This window comes from Massilia litorea, assembly GCF_015101885.1.
Taxonomy (GTDB): domain Bacteria; phylum Pseudomonadota; class Gammaproteobacteria; order Burkholderiales; family Burkholderiaceae_D; genus Telluria; species Telluria litorea.
In genome coordinates this window covers 2,438,559-2,457,315 of record NZ_CP062941.1, presented here as the reverse complement: position 1 = coordinate 2,457,315, position 18,757 = coordinate 2,438,559, and the positions used below count along the sequence as shown (strand labels likewise).

Annotated in this window: 15 protein-coding genes; 3 read left to right on the top strand and 12 right to left on the bottom strand. The window is 64.3% G+C overall.

Annotated elements, in window-relative coordinates; genetic code table 11:
* Positions 1–99 precede the first annotated feature (99 nt).
* The 5 genes from flhA to LPB04_RS10885 all read right to left on the bottom strand — a co-directional run bounded on the left by flhA (position 100) and on the right by LPB04_RS10885 (position 6,335).
* Entirely contained in the window at positions 100–2,205 is a 2,106-nt protein-coding gene (gene flhA, locus LPB04_RS10905) for a flagellar biosynthesis protein FlhA (RefSeq protein ID WP_193688680.1), read from the bottom strand.
* Positions 2,206–2,217: 12 nt separating this feature from the next.
* Positions 2,218–3,375 carry a flagellar biosynthesis protein FlhB gene (gene flhB, locus LPB04_RS10900; protein ID WP_193688679.1) on the bottom strand — a complete coding sequence of 386 codons (1,158 nt, stop codon included), beginning with the start codon at positions 3,373–3,375 and terminating at the stop codon, positions 2,218–2,220.
* Between the two features lie 130 nt (positions 3,376–3,505).
* Complete coding sequence (rfbC, locus tag LPB04_RS10895; RefSeq protein ID WP_193688949.1) at positions 3,506–4,051, bottom strand: dTDP-4-dehydrorhamnose 3,5-epimerase; 546 nt, start codon at positions 4,049–4,051, stop codon at positions 3,506–3,508.
* Complete coding sequence (rfbB, locus tag LPB04_RS10890; RefSeq protein ID WP_193688678.1) at positions 4,051–5,103, bottom strand: dTDP-glucose 4,6-dehydratase; 1,053 nt, start codon at positions 5,101–5,103, stop codon at positions 4,051–4,053. The genes rfbC and rfbB overlap by 1 nt, the downstream gene beginning before the upstream one ends.
* 83 nt (positions 5,104–5,186) lie before the next feature.
* Positions 5,187–6,335 (bottom strand): MraY family glycosyltransferase, encoded by a 1,149-nt coding sequence (locus tag LPB04_RS10885; RefSeq protein ID WP_193688677.1) that lies wholly within the window; start codon positions 6,333–6,335, stop codon positions 5,187–5,189.
* A gap of 325 nt (positions 6,336–6,660) precedes the next feature.
* Here LPB04_RS10885 and LPB04_RS10880 point away from each other — a divergent pair, with 325 nt between their 5' ends.
* Positions 6,661–7,830 (top strand): hypothetical protein, encoded by a 1,170-nt coding sequence (locus LPB04_RS10880; protein ID WP_227496706.1) that lies wholly within the window; start codon positions 6,661–6,663, stop codon positions 7,828–7,830.
* An 82-nt stretch (positions 7,831–7,912) separates the two neighbouring features.
* Here the strand turns inward: LPB04_RS10880 and LPB04_RS10875 are convergent, their stop codons facing one another.
* The 3 genes from LPB04_RS10875 to LPB04_RS10865 form a co-directional block, all read right to left on the bottom strand.
* Entirely contained in the window at positions 7,913–8,911 is a 999-nt protein-coding gene (locus LPB04_RS10875) for a fumarylacetoacetate hydrolase family protein (RefSeq protein WP_193688676.1), read from the bottom strand.
* 39 nt (positions 8,912–8,950) lie between these two features.
* Positions 8,951–10,048: a phospholipase A gene (locus LPB04_RS10870; RefSeq protein WP_227496705.1), complete on the bottom strand. Its 1,098-nt coding sequence runs from the start codon at positions 10,046–10,048 to the stop codon at positions 8,951–8,953.
* Positions 10,049–10,185: 137 nt separating this feature from the next.
* On the bottom strand, positions 10,186–10,908 hold the full coding sequence (locus tag LPB04_RS10865; protein WP_193688675.1) for a pseudouridine synthase: 723 nt from the start codon (positions 10,906–10,908) through the stop codon (positions 10,186–10,188).
* Between the two features lie 232 nt (positions 10,909–11,140).
* On the opposite strand from LPB04_RS10865, the gene LPB04_RS10860 reads away from it, so the two are divergent.
* Positions 11,141–11,422 (top strand): hypothetical protein, encoded by a 282-nt coding sequence (locus LPB04_RS10860; protein WP_193688674.1) that lies wholly within the window; start codon positions 11,141–11,143, stop codon positions 11,420–11,422.
* 401 nt (positions 11,423–11,823) lie between these two features.
* Here the strand turns inward: LPB04_RS10860 and LPB04_RS10855 are convergent, their stop codons facing one another.
* The 4 genes from LPB04_RS10855 to LPB04_RS10840 all read right to left on the bottom strand — a co-directional run bounded on the left by LPB04_RS10855 (position 11,824) and on the right by LPB04_RS10840 (position 14,965).
* The gene (locus LPB04_RS10855; RefSeq protein ID WP_193688673.1) at positions 11,824–12,816 is read right to left on the bottom strand and encodes a S49 family peptidase; all 993 of its coding nucleotides are present in this window, start codon (positions 12,814–12,816) and stop codon (positions 11,824–11,826) included.
* Positions 12,817–12,847: 31 nt separating this feature from the next.
* Entirely contained in the window at positions 12,848–13,234 is a 387-nt protein-coding gene (locus LPB04_RS10850; protein ID WP_193688672.1) for a Rieske (2Fe-2S) protein, read from the bottom strand.
* The gene (locus LPB04_RS10845; RefSeq protein WP_193688671.1) at positions 13,231–13,890 is read right to left on the bottom strand and encodes an HAD-IIIA family hydrolase; all 660 of its coding nucleotides are present in this window, start codon (positions 13,888–13,890) and stop codon (positions 13,231–13,233) included. Before LPB04_RS10845 ends, LPB04_RS10850 begins: the two co-directional genes overlap by 4 nt.
* 94 nt (positions 13,891–13,984) lie before the next feature.
* Positions 13,985–14,965 (bottom strand): RluA family pseudouridine synthase, encoded by a 981-nt coding sequence (locus LPB04_RS10840; protein ID WP_193688670.1) that lies wholly within the window; start codon positions 14,963–14,965, stop codon positions 13,985–13,987.
* Between the two features lie 658 nt (positions 14,966–15,623).
* Between LPB04_RS10840 and LPB04_RS10835 the strand changes: the two genes are divergently transcribed.
* Positions 15,624–18,698 carry an Rne/Rng family ribonuclease gene (locus tag LPB04_RS10835; protein ID WP_193688669.1) on the top strand — a complete coding sequence of 1,025 codons (3,075 nt, stop codon included), beginning with the start codon at positions 15,624–15,626 and terminating at the stop codon, positions 18,696–18,698.
* Positions 18,699–18,757: the final 59 nt, after the last annotated feature.

Here is an 18,757-nt window from a genome sequence, read left to right as displayed (position 1 = left end):
GTGGGTTAATTCGATTTAGAGGGAGAAATTGCCGGTTTGGGCACGCGGATGCGTGCGTAAGGCGTGGGCTCGGAGAGCCCACGCGGATTCAAGGTGCGATCAGCCCGCGCCCACCAAACTGGTCACGCGAATCGTCTTGGTCTCCGGAATCTCCGAATGCGACAAGACCTTCAGCTGCGGCAGCGCGCGGCGCAGGAAACGCGACAGCAGCACGCGCAGCGGACCCGGCACCAGCAGCACCGGCGTATGCCCCATCGCCTCCTGCTGCTGCGCCGCATTGTGCGCCTGCTGGGCGATGGTGTCCGCCAGGCCCGGCTCAATGCCGGTGCCGTCGCCGCCCGCGCCCAGGGCCTGCATCAGCAGGCGCTCGAGGCGGTTGTCGAGGGTCATCACGGACAGCTCGTTGGTACCCGGGAACAGCTGCTGGACGATCGCCCGTCCGAGGGCAATGCGCACCAGCGCGGTCAGGTCGCTCGGGTCCTGCACGCCGGCGTGTTCCGACACGGTCTCGATGATGGTACGCATGTCGCGGATGTGCACGCCTTCGATCAGCAGGTTCTGCAGCACCTTCTGCAGCGTCGCCAGCGACACCACTTTCGGCACCAGGTCTTCGACCAGCTTCGGCGTTTCCTTGCCCAGGTGATCCAGCAGTGCCTGGACTTCCATGCGGCCCAGCAGTTCCGAGGCGTGCGTCGTGATCAGGTGGTTCAAATGGGTCGCCACCACGGTACCGGCGTCGACCACCGTATAGCCCAGGTTCTGCGCCTCGTCGCGCATGCTCGCATCGATCCACACCGCCGGCAGCCCGAAGGCCGGATCGGTCGTCGCCTGGCCCGGCAGCGTGCCGCTGGCCATGCCCGGGTTGATCGCCAGGAACTGGCCGTTGATCGCCTCGCCGCTGCCCACTTCCACGCCCTTCAGGGTGATGCGGTAGGCGGACGGTTTCAGTTCCAGGTTGTCGCGGATGTGCACGGGCGGGGCCAGGAAGCCGACCTCCTGGGCGAATTTCTTGCGGATACCCTTGATACGCTTGAGCAATTCTCCGCCCTGCGTCTTGTCGACCAGCGGAATCAGGCGGTAGCCGACTTCCAGGCCGAGGGTGTCGACCGGCATGATGTCCTGCCAGGTTGCCTCTTCCGTCTCGGCCGAGGCCGCACGTTCCGCGCTCGAAGCCGCTTCACTGGCATCGGCTTGCGCCTGGCGCTCCGGCGCCATCCGGGCACGCTTGGCCAGCAGATAGCCGCTGCCGCCGAGCACGCCGCCCAGCAGCAGGAAGACCAGGTTCGGCATGCCGGGGATCAGGCCCATGCCGGCAATGATGCCGCCGGTGATGTACAGCACTTCGGGTTTCGCGAACAGCTGGCCCATCATCTGGCCGCCGATGTCCTGCTCGTTGGCCACGCGTGAGACGACCATACCGGCCGCAATCGAGATGATGAGCGATGGAATCTGCGCCACCAGGCCGTCACCGATGGCCAGCAGCGTATAGGTCTTCGCCGCTTCGCCGGCAGCCATGTCGTGCTGCACGATACCGACGATCAGGCCGCCGATGACGTTGATCAGGGTGACCATGATGCCGGCCACGGCGTCACCCTTGACGTATTTCGAGGCACCGTCCATGGCGCCGTAGAATTCCGCTTCCTGCGCCACTTCCGAACGGCGCTTGCGCGCCTCCGGTTCGGCAATCATGCCGGCATTCAGGTCGGCGTCGATCGCCATCTGTTTGCCGGGCATCGCATCCAGGGCGAAGCGCGCGCCGACTTCGGCGATACGGCCCGCACCCTTGGTCACTACGGTGAAGTTGATGATGGTAAGAATCACGAACACGACGATACCGACCGTGTAGTTGCCGCCGATCAGGAAGTGGCCGAAGGCTTCGATGACTTTACCGGCCGCCGCGCCGCCGGTATGGCCTTCGGTCAGGACAACGCGAGTAGACGCCACATTGAGCGACAGGCGCAGCATCGTGGACACCAGCAGGATCGCCGGGAAAGCCATGAAGTCGAGCGGCTTGACCGTGTACAGCGCGGTCAGCAGCACGATGACGGACAGCGCGATATTAAAGCTGAAGAACAGGTCGAGGATGAAGGCCGGCAGCGGCAGGATCATCATCGCCAGCAGCAGGATGATCAGGATCGGCGCGGCCAGGGCATTGCCCTTGGCGCCGATCGCTCCCATCCAGGCAGGCAGTCTCAGACTATTCATTCAACAGCTCCGTTATTCAGGTTTGACTTGCGATGCAGGATTCAGCGGGTCCATCTCCGGCGGCACCGGCAATGTCGTCGGACGATCCGGGTAATGGCCGCCGACCTTGCTGTAATTGCGCAGCTGGAAGACATAGGCCAGTACTTCCGCCACCGCCGAGTACAGCTTTTCCGGGATCTCGTCGTCGATTTCCGTGTGTTTATAAAGGGCACGCGCCAGGGCCGGGGCTTCCAGCAGCGCGACCTTGTTCTCGCGCGCCAGTTCGCGGATCCTGGCCGCCACTTCGTCGGCGCCCTTGGCGACTACGCGCGGCGCGCCCGCCTGGCCGTCGCTGTATTTCAGCGCCACCGCATAGTGGGTCGGGTTGGTCACCACGACGTCAGCAGTGGGCACATTCTGCATCATGCGGTTGCGCGCCATTTGCCGCTGCATCTGGCGAATCTTCCCTTTAATCTGAGGATTGCCGTCCGATTCCTTCGATTCCTGGATCATTTCCTGGCGCGTCATCTTCAGCTTGTTGCTGTAATGCCAAAGCTGATACGGCGCGTCGATCAGGGCGACCACGCCCAGCGAACCGACGATGAACAGAAAAGCGTGCGCGATCAGGTCGGCCACGTGCCCGGTGCCGGCGCCCAGCGGTTCGACGGCCAGGCCGAAGACGGCTTCCTTCTGGCTCATGACGACGACCCAGGCGACACTGCCGACCAGCACCGTCTTGGCAATGGCCTTCAGGAGTTCGACCAGGGAATTGGTGGAGAACATGTTGCCGAGACCACTAATCGGGTTCAGCTTCATGAAGTTCGGCATGAAAGCCTTGGCGCTGAAATTGAAGCCGCCGATCAGCAGCGGCGCGCCGACGGCGACCAGCATGATGGCAAAGGCCAGCGGCAGGCAGGCCAGCAGCACGCCGCCGATGTCGTTCGCGATGCGTTCAATCAGAACGGTCGGGTTGTAGACCTGTTCACGGGTCAGGCTCAGGCCGGATGCCAGCGTCGTCGACAGGTGGCCGGCCAGGTTGCCGCCGGTAATCCAGAGCCCGGCGCCGGCGGTCATCAGGACGGCGAAGGTCGCGAGTTCGCGCGAACGGGGAACGTCGCCCTCTTCGCGCGCCTTCTCAAGTCTTCTGGGACTTGCGTCTTCTGTCTTTTCCGCGTCGCTGTCTTCCGCCATCTTGCGCCCCCGATATTGCCGTCAAACTGCTCAGGACGGAATTATCGCCGTTATTGCCCTACGGCTATAACTAGAACAGGGAGGGAAAGGGCCGCCAATTCGCCGCCGGGAGGCGGGCCGGCGCGGGAGCTCAGTCGTACAGCTCGGCCGTGGCGAAGGGGGCGGCGTCCTGGTCCTTGGCCGACAGTACCGGGGGAATGGTCAGCGGCCAGTCGATCGCCAGTTGCGGATCGTTCCAGGCAATGCAGCGTTCGTTGCCAGGGGACCAGTAGTCGGTGGCCTTGTAGAGCAGCTCGGCGGCGTCGGACAGCACCAGGAAACCGTGGGCAAAGCCTTCCGGGATCCACATCTGGCGGCAATTCTCGGCACTCAATACTTCGCCGACCCATTGACCGAAGCCGGGCGAACCGCGGCGCAGGTCGACCGCGACATCGAACACGCTGCCGGCCACCACCCGCACCAGCTTGCCCTGGGGACGATGCAGCTGGTAGTGCAGGCCGCGCAGCACGCCGGCGCCCGACTTCGAGTGGTTGTCCTGCACGAAGGCGACGCTGCGCCCGACCGCCGCCTCGAAGCGGGCCTGGTGAAAGCTCTCGTAGAGAAAACCGCGCGCATCGGCATGCACCTGCGGCTCGAACAGCAGGACGTCGGGGATGGCGAGGGGCCTGGCGCGCATCATGGAGCGCTGGGGCGCGCGCAGGAAGCGCCGGCGGCGAGCGCATCAACCCAGTCCTGGTGCGCGAGATACCAGGCGACGGTCCGGCGCAGGCCGCTGCCGAAATCGTGGCGCGGCTCCCAGCCCAGCTCGCGCCGCAGCTTCGACGGGTCGACCGCATAGCGGCGATCGTGGCCGGGGCGATCGGCAACGAAGCTGATCTGCGCCGCATAGGCCTGGCCATCGGCACGGGGCCGCAACTCGTCGAGCAGCGCGCAGACGGCGTGCACGACCTCCAGATTCGTTTTCTCGTTCAGGCCGCCCACGTTCCAGACGCCGCCCGGGGTGCCGGCTTCGAGCACGCGCCGGATCGCCGCGCAGTGGTCGCTCACATACAACCAGTCGCGCACCTGGCGGCCGTCGCCGTAGACCGGCAGCGGCCGGCCGGCGAGGGCCTGGTGGATCACCAGCGGAATCAGTTTTTCGGGAAACTGGAATGGGCCGTAGTTGTTCGAACAGTTGGTCGTCAGGGTCGGCAAGCCATAGGTCACGTGCCAGGCGCGTACCAGGTGGTCCGAGGCCGCCTTGGTGGCCGAATACGGGCTGTTCGGCGCGTAGGCCGTGGTTTCGGTAAACGGCGGATCGTTTTGGCCAAGCGTGCCGTAGACCTCGTCGGTCGACACGTGCAGGAAACGCCAGGCCGCCCGCTCCTCGTCCGGCAGCGCGCTCCAGTAGCCACGCGCGGCTTCGAGCAGGTTGAAGGTGGCGGCGACGTTCGTCTGCACGAAGGCGGCCGGGCCGTCGATCGAGCGGTCGACATGGCTTTCGGCGGCAAAATTGAGCACGGCGCGCACCCGGTGTTCGGCCAGCAGGCGCGTCACCAGCGCACGGTCGCCGATGTCGCCCTGCACGAAGCGGTGGCGCGGGTCGTGTTCGAGGCCGGCCAGGTTGGCGCGGTTGCCGGCGTAGGTCAGCTTGTCGAGGTTGACCAGCGGCTCGTCGCACCCGGCGAGCCAGTCGATGACGAAGTTCGACCCGATGAACCCGGCGCCGCCGGTAACGAGGATGGTCATGCGTGAAATCGGTGAGAAGTTGCCGGCCCGGGCACGGGACGGTAGTGCATTGTAGTCGAACGACCTGCCCTGCCCTTCGCGCTCTAAGCCTGCAGGGAGGCGGTCTCCGATTCGACGTCGGACAAGTCGACGCTGCGCACCGCGGGACGGGTGGCGCGGCGGCGGCGTGCGCGGGCGGCATGCGTCATGTACCAGTAGACGCCCAGGTAGAGGCCGAAGCTGGCCAGCGTACCCTGCACCAGGGCTGCCGGGTCTTGCGGGAAGGACACCGCGATCCAGGCCGGCACCGCCGCCAGGACCCAGGAGAACGGCGACACGCAGGCATTGCGTAGCGGCGCGCTGAACTTGCGGAAATAGCGGCCGGCGACGGCGATCTTGACCAGGCTGTGCAGGTGGCAGCTGTCGGGCTGGCCGGGATGGCGCCGGCACCACAGGCGGCGCACGATCGTGAAGACGGTCTCGAAGGTTGGATAGGCGCAGGCCAGCAGCGGCGCCCAGCTCGACACTTGCGGGTTGCGGTAGACCAGGGTTACCGACAGCCAGGCCAGCAGGAAGCCGAGCAGGTAGGCGCCGCCGTCCCCGAGGAACAGCTTACCGTACGGGAAGTTAACGAGGAAGAAACCAACCGTCACGGCGCTGACGATGAAACAGGTACGGGCCAGTTCGGCGTCGCCGCAATCGACGGCGATCATGCCGACCGCGATCAGGCCGATCACGACCGTGCCGCTGGCCAGGCCATTGAAGCCATCGATGATGTTCACGGCATTGGCTACGCCGCCGACGGCGAAGGCGGTAAACAGGACCGACAGCGGCAGCCAGGTCAGTGCTGCGTCGAGCAGGTTGACGCCGGTGTGCGCGATGCTCACGCCGGTGAGCGCCCAGCAGGCAACGCCACTGGCCATGGTGGCGACCAGGCGCGCCCCGATCGAGACGCGGCGCGTCAGGTCTTCCGCGATGCCGAACAGGAAGGCAGGCGCCGCCGCGCACAGCAGGGGCGCAAGCAGGGCCTGCTGTGCGTCGGACGCGACCACGCAGGCAAAGATCAACCCCAGCATGATCGCCAGGCCGCCGATCCGGGGCGTGGGCACGCTATGGAATTTCTGGACTCCGCGCGTGGCGTCGAGCGTGAACCTGCCGTGCCAGCGCGTCGTCGCGACCAGCAGCAGGGAACACACCAGCGAGACCGCCAGGCCGAGTTCAAAAGCGATGATGTTAGTTTCTGTCAGATCCATAAATGGGGTTTCATTAGCCGCCGAATTCTAACGCATTTCTCTGAAGAAAGCAGCAAGGGCTCGGCAATCGTGTGTAAACCGCCGGTTTCCATGTTTTTAGCATGGAGCTTACGTAAGTCGCTGATTTTGTGTGGCGTTTTTGCGCTTCTTTATGAGAATTGAGGAATGACAATAATTAAAAAGGGGGGTTTTCATAATATTTCCCGACACTTTGTTACAAGTTCTGACGTATTTATGCCACGTTGCAGCAGGTGTTATTTACATCCCGTTACACCTTTTATTCGGAGCTGGAATGCGCTTCTTTCCGTACGTTCAATATCGTTGCTTGATATTACTTATCCTAGTATTCGACGCCTGCCCGGTGCAGGCCCAGGCCATTACCAAAGACGATCTTTCTGCCGCCCGCTACGCCTTCGAATTGCGCATTGCACAAACGGCCGCCGACGCCGCCCTTGCGCAGCGTGAAGCCGAGACGCGCGAGGCCGAGCGCGCCGCCCTGCTGGCCCGGCTGCCGCCAGGCAGCAGTCGTCCGCTTGAAGGCAGGCTCGACACCCGTGGATTCGGCGCCGCCGGCCTGGTGCGCGCCTTCGACCTGGCGCGGGGACTCGCAGTCGAGGTCTGCGCGGCCCTGCCGCAGGAGACGCGCACGGTCGTCCACGATCCGGCCACCAGCGCCGGCGTCACTGCCGCCCGCGGCGTCAACGATGCGCTCCTGCGCCTGGCCGACGAGCTGGCGCGCCGCAACAAGGAGATGCAGCTGTATATCGACGCCCATACGCCGCCCGGCGCCCTGGGCGGCACGCTGGCAGTCGCGCTGACGGTCGTTCCGGCCGTGTTGCGCGCCGCTGCCGATACCGGCGCCCTGTTCAAGACCGATGTCACCGCCTCCGGCCTGGCCTATGGCGAGGGTGGGCGCGCGCTCTTTGTCAGCGCCCTGGCCGAGGCCTGCCCGCAACGGATCGCCGGCCTCGGCGGCGGCTACCTGGGCGAGCTCGATGCAGTGCAGCATGAGCGGCTGCTCGGCAAGCTGCGCGCGCTCGCAAGCCATCGCGCCGATTATGCGAACCGGATCGCCAGCTTGCAAAAACTGGCCGATGGGGCCAAAGGCGAAGAGAAGCGCGATTTATCGGGCGTGGCCACCGCGGCCGCTGCCGTGTTGAAAGCGGTCGACGCTTTTATCGAATCGCTGCGCGCCGGAGAAACCGGGGAAAAGAGCCCGCTGTTCAATGCCGCCCGTTACCTCGGCTATGCCCAGCGCACCGAAGGCGCGCCGGTGCTCGACTTCGATTTGCGGCTGGAGGGAATGAGTATCGTGAAGGACAATCTGTTCACCGGACAGAAACTACGGCTATCGGCGATCGGGCTGCTCTGGTATCGGGTGCATGCGGCCGACGGCAGTTTGCTCTTCGCGCGCACAGTGCGAAAAATGGCCGCCCCGGTGGAGGTGGATTTAAGGGGAGAAATGGTGAATGGAGCGTTTTGGGGCGGGAAGTGAGGCAGGTGGAATGCGCGCGGCGTAAGGCGTGGAGTGGGGATTCCACGCGTACAGACTCACCGGGTCGAATAATCCGGAAACATCACGCCTTAACGAGCTTCTGCTCGATCGCCCCGAACACCGACTTCCCCTTCTCTTCGAGTATCTCGATCCGCACCGTATCCCCGAAGCGCATGAAGGGCGTACTCGCCGCCCCATCCGCAATCGTCTCCACGCTGCGCGCCTGCGCGATGCACGAATACCCCGGTGCCACCGCACCACGCCCGCTGCGTTCCTTGTTCGACACCGGCCCCGCGCCGACGATGCTGCCGGCGCGCAGGCGGCGCGTCTTGCACAGGTGGGCAATCAGTTGCGGGAAATTGAAGGCCATGTCGGCCCCGGCATCCGGCTGGCCGACCAGGTTGCCGTTCAGGCTGGAACGCAAACGCAGGTGCAGCTTGCCGCCGCGCCAGGCGTCGCCGAGTTCATCGGGCGTGACCGCCACCGGCGAAAAACCGGTGGCCGGCTTCGACTGCAGCGGGCCGCCGCCCTTGCCGAGTTCGTCGCCCATCAAGTTGCGCAACGACACATCGTTGGCGAGGATCAGCAGGCGGATGCGTCCATGCGCCTCGTCGGGCGTGGCAGCGGCCGGCACGTCGTCGACGATCGCGGCCAGGCCCGCGCCGAAATCGATGCCCCACTCTTCGAAAGCCAGCACGATGTCGTCGCAGGGGCCGAGCAGGTCCCCGCTTGCCCCCTGCGCCATCAAGGGCTCGTCCAGCAGCCAGGCCGGCGCTTCGACGCCGCGGGCACGGTAGTCCAGCTCGAGATGGTGGGGCCAAGCGGCGCCGACCGCCCAGCCGCAGGCGCGCGGCAGCGGCGCCATGCAGGCTGAAGGGTCGAAATCGAAGGCCCGCCGCGCCTGTCCTGCATTCAGCTGGAGGTACAAGGCGTCGAGCTGGGGGGAGATAAACGCCCAGTCGTCGAGTGCGGCCTGCATCGTCGGGGCGATGGCGTCGCCCATGTGCGCGGTTTTGAGGTCGCGCGCGACGACGGCCAGTTGACCGTCGCGGCTGCCATCCTTGATCGTTGCAAGTTTCATTGACGCTCAATCACGAATAAAAGCGCCATTCTAGTGCGATCAGAACAGCCCGAGCACCCCGATGCCGACCGAACGCTGGAAATAGTTGTAGTCGATCAGGCTCTGGCCATAGCCGGCAAAGGCCTGGGCATAGCCCTTCAGGTTGCCGGACAGCGGGAAGGCCCAGCCTGCCTGCACGGCGCCGCGGCTGGTGTGGAAGTTGTAGCGCAGCGTGGACGAATAGATGCTGCCGTCGCGGCGGTAGGCCAGCGCCAGGTCGCCGCGGCCCATGTAGTCGACGATGTCCGGATTGTCGTCGTCGTCCTCACTCAGGCGCTTCCAGACGCGGGCGGTGGCCGAGAAGCCCTCCTTCTCGACGCCGAGCTGGGCGTACAGCCGGTTCCAGCTGCGCGAGAGCGTGCCCGACTGGCCGTTCGACTGGTGGTTCAGGCCCAGGCCGGCATGGGTCAGCTTGAGGCCACCCAGGTCGACGTTCAGCGGCGCGATCGCCATCAATTCCGGCTGGTAATTGGTCTCGCGGAAGGGACTGGAAGCCTTGCTGTTGGCCGCCTGCCAGAAGCTGTTCTGGGTATAGCCGAACCAGAGGTCGACCGGCTTGCCGAAGGCCCCTTCCAGCATCTTCATCTTGAAGCTGAGCTGGTAGGCGAGCTCGCTTTTGGAGAGTTTGGTGTTGCCGTCGGTCAGGTCGCGGTACGGCAGGTAGGGCGCCTCGTTCGGACGCCAGGTGCGCGTCGCGATCAGGTAACTGGGATGGTGGGGGCGGAACTTGAACACGCCGCGCTGGTAGGGTTGGTCCAGCTCCCAGTGGTCGAGCTGGCTGAATCTGGCGCTGCTTTCGGCCGAGGGCTGCGCGGTCACGACTGCGACGGTGGCCGTGGCAGCGGGCGCGCCGTCGGCCGGGTTGACGACGACGGCCGCTTCGGTACGCGGCGCCGGGGTCGCGGCCAGTTTGTCGAAGCAGGCCAGTCGCGCGACGTTGTCGCCGATGTTGGCGCAGTCGGACAGCAGTTTGGGCGACTCCTGGGCAAAGGCGCCGGCGGCGTACAGCAAGGGGATGGAAAGCAGGAGGGGGCGATAGGAATACGGCATCTTGAGCGGGAATCGGTTGCGAAAATACGTCGTTATGTCCGACTGCATTTGCACGCCGACCACGAGTCAATACGCATTTTGCAACAAACCACGTTTTCCAGTCGCACGGATGCATCCGTTGTGCATACGCCGTAGCGCGTGGAGCCGGGACTCCACGCGTTCGAACCCCTGGACAGCCTGCTGCGCTAGCCTTGCGCGGGCGCCAGCAAATCGAGCTGGGCCTGCTCGAGGAAACACCACTCCCCCTCTTTCAAGCCCAGCGATTCCAGGGTCAATCCGCCGATCGCCGACCGATGCAGCGCATTGCAATGATTACCGGCAGCCGCCAGCATGCGCTTGACCTGGTGGTACTTGCCCTGCTCCAGCACGATTTCGATGCCATTCTCTCCGCGCTGGACGCAGGACACGGCGCGCAGCGGCGCCGGTTCGTCGTGCAACTGTACGCCGGCCAGCAATTGCTCAACCAGTTCCGGCGTCACCGGCTCGGCGGTGGTCGCCTGGTAGACCTTCGGCACGTGGCGTTTCGGCGAAGACTGGGCGTGGATGAAAGGGCCGTCGTCGGACATCAGCAGCAGGCCGGTCGTGTCGTGGTCGAGGCGGCCGACCGGCTGCACGTCGCGCCAGGCGAACTGTTCCGGCAACAGGGTCAGCACACCCGGGTGGTGGCTGGGTTTGCGCGAACACTCGAAATTGGCCGGCTTGTACAGGGCGACATACACGTGCTCGCGGTATGTCCACTCGTCGTCGAACACGGTCAACACCAGGCCGTCGGTGTCCACCGTCAATTTGTAGTTGTCAACGATCTCGCCGTTCACGGCAACGTCGCCGTCTTCGATCAGGGCGCGGCAATACTTGCGGGTGCCGAAACCCTGCGATTGCAGGATACGGTCCAGGGATAATTTACTCATGGGCGAGACTTTAACAGATGGGGCGCGCCTTTCACAGGCGCTACAGGCGGCCACGGCAGAGCGTTCTGTTGCCGCGAAGATCGAAATTATGCATCGTTTGCGCTAGATCAATCCTATCGGCATATCCATTGATAGACTTCAACTCCATTAGGAATCGACCTACAGCGCCTCCGGAATTGATGAGGAATCGCTAGGACTAATTACCGAATCACTCAACAAAAAAGAGGACAACATGCCAGCAGTGAAAACTACGCCACAGGATGGCGCCCAGCCGACCGTCGCTCCGTCGTCGATCAAGGCCGCGCGTCTCTCGCTGGCGCGCTCACAGTGCGCCCAGTTTCCCACCCGCCTGGCGCTGGCGCGCTGGACGGGCGGCGGCAATATTCCGCACCTGTACGGACATGCCCACCTGCCGCTACGCGCCGCCTGGTTTGCGCGCGCGCAGCGCGACTTCCAGGCCTGGCTCGAGAACGGCGGGTTCGTGCAGCATGAAGAGACCGACGGCACGGCTTGATGAGTCGTAGGGTGGGCGGCTCTACCCGTAAGCAGGCAATTGCGACGCGCTGACGCCGCCCACGCGTTCAACGCACAGGCGCATGGCGCGATGCTTGTTGAACGCGTGGGCAGCATCACGGCAGCCTTAGTGCACATTTTTTGGACCCAGCCGCCCACCTTGCGTCCCCAAAATGAAAACGACGGCTTGCGCCGTCGTTTTCGCTCCCGGGAAGGGCTGTTACAGTGAGGAATTGAATTCTCTCGAAACCGCACGCATGCGGGTGGTAGCGTCACCAGATTTTAACGATTGCGAACAGGTTGGCACGTGTTGTTAATCGCCCCTCCTGGAAAGAACTACAAGCTTCACTATAGAACACTTTACGGAACATTCAAGGACATATTGCAGGAGATCAGTTAAGTTCAATTAAGCTTCGGGAGGGTCACGCGCGACATCGCCTTCATTGCGCCCGCGCCTACCGATGCGCCGAACTTCTTCAATACCCGCTCCGGCAAGCCTTCATGCGCCGTGTAGTCGACGATGTCTTCCGCCTTGACGATGTCGCGCGCCACCGTGTCGACCGTGCCGAAGCCGTCGGCCAGGCCCATCTCGACGGCCTTGGCGCCGGTCCAGTACAGGCCCGAGAACATTTCCGGGGTTTCCTTCAGGCGCGTGCCGCGGCCGGTACGCACCACCGTGATGAATTGCTGGTGGATTTCGTTGAGCATTTCCTGGGCGTGGGCGCGGTGTTTTTCCGACTGCGGGCTGAACGGATCCAGGAAACCCTTGTTCGTTCCTGCGGTCAACAAGCGCCGCTCGACGCCCAGTTTTTCCATGGTGCCGGTAAAGCCAAAGCTGTCCATCAGCACGCCGACCGACCCGACGATGCTGGCTTTATTGACATAGATGCGGTCGGCCGCGGCGGCGATGTAATAGCCGCCCGAGGCGCAGATCTCGTCGACCACGACATATAAAGGCTTGTCCGGATAGCCGCGCTTGAGGCGCCGGATTTCGTCGACGATGATGCCTGCCTGCACCGGGCTGCCGCCGGGGCTGTCGATGCGCAGCACGACGGCCGCCGAGCCGGCGTCGGCGAAGGCCTTGTTCAGCGAAGGAATGACATTGTCGGCCGCGCCGCTGCCTTCTGCTTCGATCTCGCCGTTAATTTCAATCAAAGCGGTGTGACGGCCGAGGTTTTCGTCATCGCCGCCGAAGGAGAGGCCGAGATAGGTCCACAGCCCGACCACCACCGCAGCAAGAAAGGCCAGCCGGAAGAAAATGCTCCAGCGCCGCGCCGCGCGCCGCTCCTTGATGGTGGCAAACACGAGTTTTTCGAGCGTCTCGCGCTCCCAATTGCCGGCCGTCGGGTTGGCGACAAACCGGCCTTCGCCGTCGTCCTTGATGTGCTCGCTCATTACGGTTTCTCTGGCCCCCGTGAATTAAAAATCATGTCGATGAAGTATTTGTCGGAATGCCAACCCGCTCGTCCGGCTGCCAGTAGACCTTGCCGCCGTCCTCGCGCACGGCAATCGGGCGCAGCCTGCCGCCGCGGCAGGGCCCGCCCGCGCAGACGCCGGTTTCCGGCCGGTACACGGCGCCATGGGTTGCGCACATCAGGAATTCGCCGCTCGACTCGAAGAACTGGCCTTGCACCCAGTCCAGTTCCATCGGCACATGGGCGCAGCGGTTCAGGTAGGCATAGGGCTTGCCGTGGAAGCGCACCACGAAACCGACGGCCGCCTCGCCGAACACGGTGACCGGGAAGCGTATGCCCTCCCCGCCGTCGACCAGCGCGCTCGAGTCGCAGATCAGTACTTCCGAAGTCGATGTCATGCGTACTCGGCCAGCCAGGCGTGCAGCTCGACGGCGGTCTTGGCCGAATACAGCGGACGGCAGGCCTGCAGCTGGTCGACCGGGTGCGCGCCATACTCGACGGCAATCGCAGCCGCACCGGCATTCTTCGCCATCAGGAGGTCGTGCGTGGTGTCGCCGATCATTACGGTGCGGCGCATGTCCTGGCCCAGTTCGCGCGTCAGTTCCTGCAGCATGGCCGGATGCGGCTTCGAAAAGGTTTCATCGGCGCAGCGCGTGGCATCGAACAGCGACAGCAGTCCGCAGGAATTGAGCGCCCGGTTCAGCCCGACGCGGCTCTTGCCCGTGGCCACCGCGAGGAAGTAGCCTTGCTGCGAAAGTTCGCTCAACATCTCGCGAACGCCCTTGAACAGCACCAGTTCGTGGTCTTTCGTCAGGAAGTGATAGCGGTAACGCTCGACCATGCGCGGATACATGGCGGGCGCCATGTCGGGCACTGCGGCCTGCATCGCTTCCGGCAGGGCAAGGCCGATGACGTGGGCGGCGGCCTCGTCGCTCGGCACCGGCAGGCCGACGTCGCGGGCGGCCGCCTGGATGCACCTGACGATGGCGACCGTGCTGTCCATCAGCGTGCCGTCCCAGTCGAAGACGATCAGATCAAATTGCTTTCTTGGCATGTCTTCCGGCTCGCGCCGGCTCCTTGGTATGCGAACGGAGTCCTTCCGTCCATGGGCGATGGGCGCCGGTCTTGTGAACCGGCTCCCGCTGCCATCAATTCATTGCTTGCCCTAAGCTTAACAAGAAACGGTCGCACTCCGCTGGCAAGGGTGCCTGCAGCGTCATCGGCTTGCCCGTTTCCGGGTGGGTAAACGTGATTTTATAGGCGTGCAGGAACATGCGCCGCAGGGCGCCGCGGCTTGCATCGGCTTTTTGCAACTGCTTGTTCAGGGCGAAATCGCCGTATTTCTCGTCACCGAGAATCGGAAAGCCGGAAGAAGCCAGGTGCACGCGAATCTGGTGGGTGCGTCCGGTTTTCAGTTCCGCTTCCAGCAATGCAAAATTCTGCCATTTCCGCAGCAAATTGAAAATCGTGTGCGATTCCATGCCGCCCGCCTGCACGACGACCCGGCGCTCGCCATCGGGCGTCGAGAATTTATGCAGCGGCAGTTTGACGTGCTGGCGCTTGTTGGTCCAGTCGCCGGCTACGGCGGCCAGGTACCGTTTATCGGTATGGCCGTCGCGCATTTGCTCGTGCAGATTGGTCAGCGCCGAACGCTTTTTCGCCAGCAACAGCAGCCCCGAGGTTTCGCGGTCGAGGCGGTGCACCAGTTCCAGGAACTTGGCGTCCGGACGCGCCGCACGCAATTGTTCGATGACGCCATACGAGACACCCGAGCCGCCGTGCACGGCCACGCCAGCCGGCTTGTCGATCACGAGCAGGTGGCTGTCTTCGTGGACGATCCTGAATTCAGCGCCGGGGACGGGCGCCGTATGCGTTTTTTCGGCGATGCGGATCGGCGGAATGCGCACCAGGTCGCCTGCTTCCAGACGGTAGAGCTGGTCGATGCGGCCCTTGTTGACGCGCACTTCCCCGGAGCGCAGGATGCGGTAAATGTGGCTTTTCGGAACGCCCTTGCAGACGCGCAGCAGGTAATTATCGATGCGCTGTCCGGCTTCTTCTTCGGTGATCGTGACGAAACTTGCTGCTAACGCCTGTGATGAAGGGGGAACAACATCATTTTGCATCTTCATGTGGACTGTCTTCCCAGAAATTCTCTCTAAGTCCTTCATTTTGAATATATAATCGACAGGCGGCGGTGAAACCTCTGCAGGTGTAAGAATTAAAACGATATTTTACACAGGGGCGCGCTCCATCGGCCCCGCAGGCATGCAAATTCGATGGAAAAAACGTGTACGCACATTCCTGCGCAGTTCAAGGTTGCACCGCAGTTGTAATCGGATCGCGCGCAGGAGTGCCGGATTGGATTGTTTGGAACTGTAAGGATAAGTACCGGAAAGCTCCCGATTGGAAGCTCGCCGGTTGATGGTGTCGATAACGCTTGTCGTTTCGCCCGACCGTTGCAGGCCTCATCCTCAAGGTGCGAGCGTCAAGGCTGATCCAATCGCCTGCCGTCGCACACTTGGTATGTTCGCTGTAAACGGTCTGGCTGGTTTTGCGCGCATTGCCTCCACCCTGTCGTACCGCTCGCCAATGAGCGGTCCGGGTACGGCGTGCCCTCGGCATGACGATCGACTCCATGCGCCCTGTTGCGGCAGCGGGCTTTTTGCCCGCCCTGCCGCACGTCCGGGCATACCCCCCCCTCCAGCTCTCCCCTCCCGCGTATGTCCCTGTAGTGTCGCCGCCCTGGCAAGGCGGCTTTGGAACGGCCCCTGGGTCGCGGAGTAAAAAATGAAACGTATGTTGTTTAACGCTACGCAGCAAGAAGAATTGCGCGTAGCGATCGTCGACGGTCAAAAACTCATTGACATCGATATCGAAACGGCCGGACGCGAACAGCGCAAGTCGAATATCTACAAGGGTGTCATCACCCGCATCGAACCCTCCCTCGAAGCTTGCTTCGTCAGCTACGGCGAAGACCGCCACGGCTTCCTCCCCTTCAAAGAAGTTGCCCGCTCCTATTTCCGTGATGGCGTCGACGTGCGCAATGCGTCGATCAAGGAAGCCCTGCGCGAAGGCCAGGAAATCATGGTGCAGGTCGAGAAGGAAGAACGCGGCAACAAGGGCGCTGCCCTGACCTCGTTCATCTCGCTGGCCGGCCGTTACCTGGTCCTGATGCCGAACAACCCGCGCGGCGGCGGCGTGTCGCGCCGTGTCGAAGGCGAAGAGCGCCAGGAACTGCGCGAGACGATGGACAAGCTGGACCTGCCGCAAGGCATGTCGGTCATTGCCCGCACCGCCGGCATCGGCCGCAATGTCGAAGAACTGCAGTGGGACCTGAATTACCTGATGCAACTCTGGCGCGCGATCGAAGGCGCCGGCAAGTCGGCGTCGGGCGCCTTCCTGATCTATCAGGAATCGTCGCTCGTGATCCGCGCGATCCGCGATTATTTCCAGCCTGACATCGGCGAAGTCCTGATCGATACCGATGAGATCTACGAACAGGCCCAGCAGTTCATGAGCCACGTGATGCCCGACATGGCGCATCGCGTCAAGCGCTACAGCGACGATGTGCCGCTGTTCTCGCGTTTCCAGATCGAACACCAGATCGAAACCGCCTACGCGCGCACCGTGCCGCTGCCATCGGGCGGCGCGATCGTCATCGACCACACCGAAGCCCTGGTCTCCATCGACGTCAACTCGGCGCGCGCCACGCGCGGCTCGGACATCGAGACCACCGCTTTCAACACCAACTGCGAAGCGGCCGACGAAGTGGCGCGCCAGCTGCGCCTGCGCGACCTGGGCGGCCTGATCGTCATCGACTTCATCGACATGGAAGTCGCCAAGAACCAGCGCGAAGTCGAAACCCGCCTGAAGGACGCCCTGCACCACGACCGTGCACGCGTGCAAATGGGCAAAATTTCGCGCTTCGGCTTGATGGAGCTTTCGCGCCAGCGCCTGCGTCCGTCGCTGTCCGAAGGTTCGCACGTGACCTGCCCGCGCTGCTCGGGCACCGGCCATATCCGCGACACCGAATCCTCGGCCCTGCAAGTCCTGCGCATCATCCAGGAAGAGGCGATGAAGGAAAACTCGGCCACGATCCACGTGCAGGTGCCGGTCGACGTCGCCGCGTTCCTGTTAAATGAAAAACGTGGCGAAGTCCTGAAGATCGAGAACCGCCACCGCATCACCGTGATCCTGGTGCCAAATAAACACCTGGATACCCCGCACTACAAGCTCGAGCGCATCAAGCACGACGACCCGCGCCTGGAAGAAGCCGCCGCCAGCTACACGCTGGCCGAGACGGCCGAAACCGACATGGCCTACAGCAAGCGCCAGAAGGAAGAAGCCAAGCCGCGCCAGGAAGCCGTCGTCAAGACCATCACCCCGGCCCAGCCGGCGCCGGTGGTCGACCGCAGCGAAGCGGCGAAACCGGTCAAGCCGGTGGAAGTGCCGGTTGCCCCGGCGCCGGTCGTTCCGGCCCCGGTCGGCTTCTTCGGCAAGCTCAAGAGCTTCTTCTTCGGCGCACCGGAACCGGTTGCCGCGCCAGTCGCGGCCGAGCCGGTCAAGCCGGCCGCCCCGGCGCCAGCCGAACGCGGCGAGCGCAATGGCCGTGGCCCGCGTGCCCGGAATGGACGAAACGAGGGCCGCAACGAGGGCCGCAACGGCAAGTCCGAGCGCAGCCGTGAAGAGAAAGACACGAGCGCGAAGGCCGGCGTCGACGAGACCGCCAAGGCAGGCGAGCTGGAAGCGAAGCCGGCCCGTCCACCGCGTCCGCCACGCGAGCCGCGCGCTCCGCGTGAGGCACGCGAAGGCGCTGAAACCGCAGCGGCACCGCGCGCAGAACGTGCAGAACGTGGTGAGCGCCCGGAACGCGCACCGCGCCAGCCGCGCGAACGCGCAGAACGTCAGCAGCCGGTCGAAGCCAAGCTGGAAGAACTGAACGTGACGGCCGCAATGAGCGCCATCCCGACCCCTGAATCGGAACTGTCGACCACGACGCCGCACGGCGACCAGCTCGAGCACGCCGTCAAGGCCGTGACCGCGGCCGGTCCGAACGAGGAACTCGACGCCGAAGGCGGCGACGAGCCGCGCCGCCGCCGCCGCCGTGGTGGCCGCAACCGTAACCGCCGCGACCGCGACGGCAGCGAGATCGAGGGCAGCGAGGGCGAACAGGAAGGCACGCCGGCATTCATGCCGGTCGCCGACGAGGAAGCCGCCAAGGTTGCCGCCGCCGAGAAGACCGGCCGTGGCCGTGGCCGCGGTCGCGCTGAAGCCAAGCAGGCCCCATGGCCGTTCCCGACCGCCGCTTCGGTCGCCGCGGCGCAAGCCAAGGCTGCGGCCAAGGCTGCCCCTGCTCCCGCCGCCAAGCCGGCGCCGACTTTCGGCGTGCCGGAAGCGACGAACCAGACCTGGTACTTCCCGACCGCGGCCTCGATCGCCGCGGCCCAGCCGAAGCCGGCTGCCAAGCCTGTGGCCGAGCCTGTGCAGGCAGCTGCGGCCCCTGTCGCAGAAGCACCTGCGGCGGAAGCACCTGTCGCTGCGGCGCCGGTTGCTCCAGCGCCAGCGCCGGTTGCCGCGGCTCCGGTTGCCGAAGCACCCGCTGCGGCTCCAGTTGCGCCGGCTCCGGTCGCTGCAGCTCCGGCCCCGGCTCCGCAAGTGGCCCCTGCGCCAGTGGCAGCGGCCGACCTGAGCGAAGTACTCGGCGCCGCCGGCCTGACCCTGGCCGCGACCGATCCGGAAAAGCTGCGCGCAGCCCAGGAAGCGGCCGCCCAGGCAGCCGCCCCGGTGCGCGTCGGCCGTGCCCGCAAGCCGGCACCGAAGCTCGCCGACGAGCCGCTGATCCAGGTCGACACGCGCCAGTAATCCGGCCGCGTCGCTGAACGAAAAGGGAAGCCGCGTGCTTCCCTTTTTTTATGTCGGAC

What these genes read in the sequence shown, in the direction of transcription:
- flhA (WP_193688680.1), bottom strand. Translation starts at nt 2,205, where the DNA reads ATGAATAGTCTGAGACTGCCTGCCTGGATGGGAGCGATCGGCGCCAAG.
- flhB (WP_193688679.1), bottom strand. Translation starts at nt 3,375, where the DNA reads ATGGCGGAAGACAGCGACGCGGAAAAGACAGAAGACGCAAGTCCCAGA.
- rfbC (WP_193688949.1), bottom strand. Translation starts at nt 4,051, where the DNA reads ATGCGCGCCAGGCCCCTCGCCATCCCCGACGTCCTGCTGTTCGAGCCG.
- rfbB (WP_193688678.1), bottom strand. Translation starts at nt 5,103, where the DNA reads ATGACCATCCTCGTTACCGGCGGCGCCGGGTTCATCGGGTCGAACTTC.
- LPB04_RS10885 (WP_193688677.1), bottom strand. Translation starts at nt 6,335, where the DNA reads ATGGATCTGACAGAAACTAACATCATCGCTTTTGAACTCGGCCTGGCG.
- LPB04_RS10875 (WP_193688676.1), bottom strand. Translation starts at nt 8,911, where the DNA reads ATGAAACTTGCAACGATCAAGGATGGCAGCCGCGACGGTCAACTGGCC.
- LPB04_RS10870 (WP_227496705.1), bottom strand. Translation starts at nt 10,048, where the DNA reads ATGCAGTCGGACATAACGACGTATTTTCGCAACCGATTCCCGCTCAAG.
- LPB04_RS10865 (WP_193688675.1), bottom strand. Translation starts at nt 10,908, where the DNA reads ATGAGTAAATTATCCCTGGACCGTATCCTGCAATCGCAGGGTTTCGGC.
- LPB04_RS10860 (WP_193688674.1), top strand. Translation starts at nt 11,141, where the DNA reads ATGCCAGCAGTGAAAACTACGCCACAGGATGGCGCCCAGCCGACCGTC.
- LPB04_RS10855 (WP_193688673.1), bottom strand. Translation starts at nt 12,816, where the DNA reads ATGAGCGAGCACATCAAGGACGACGGCGAAGGCCGGTTTGTCGCCAAC.
- LPB04_RS10850 (WP_193688672.1), bottom strand. Translation starts at nt 13,234, where the DNA reads ATGACATCGACTTCGGAAGTACTGATCTGCGACTCGAGCGCGCTGGTC.
- LPB04_RS10845 (WP_193688671.1), bottom strand. Translation starts at nt 13,890, where the DNA reads ATGCCAAGAAAGCAATTTGATCTGATCGTCTTCGACTGGGACGGCACG.
- LPB04_RS10840 (WP_193688670.1), bottom strand. Translation starts at nt 14,965, where the DNA reads ATGAAGATGCAAAATGATGTTGTTCCCCCTTCATCACAGGCGTTAGCA.
- LPB04_RS10835 (WP_193688669.1), top strand. Translation starts at nt 15,624, where the DNA reads ATGAAACGTATGTTGTTTAACGCTACGCAGCAAGAAGAATTGCGCGTA.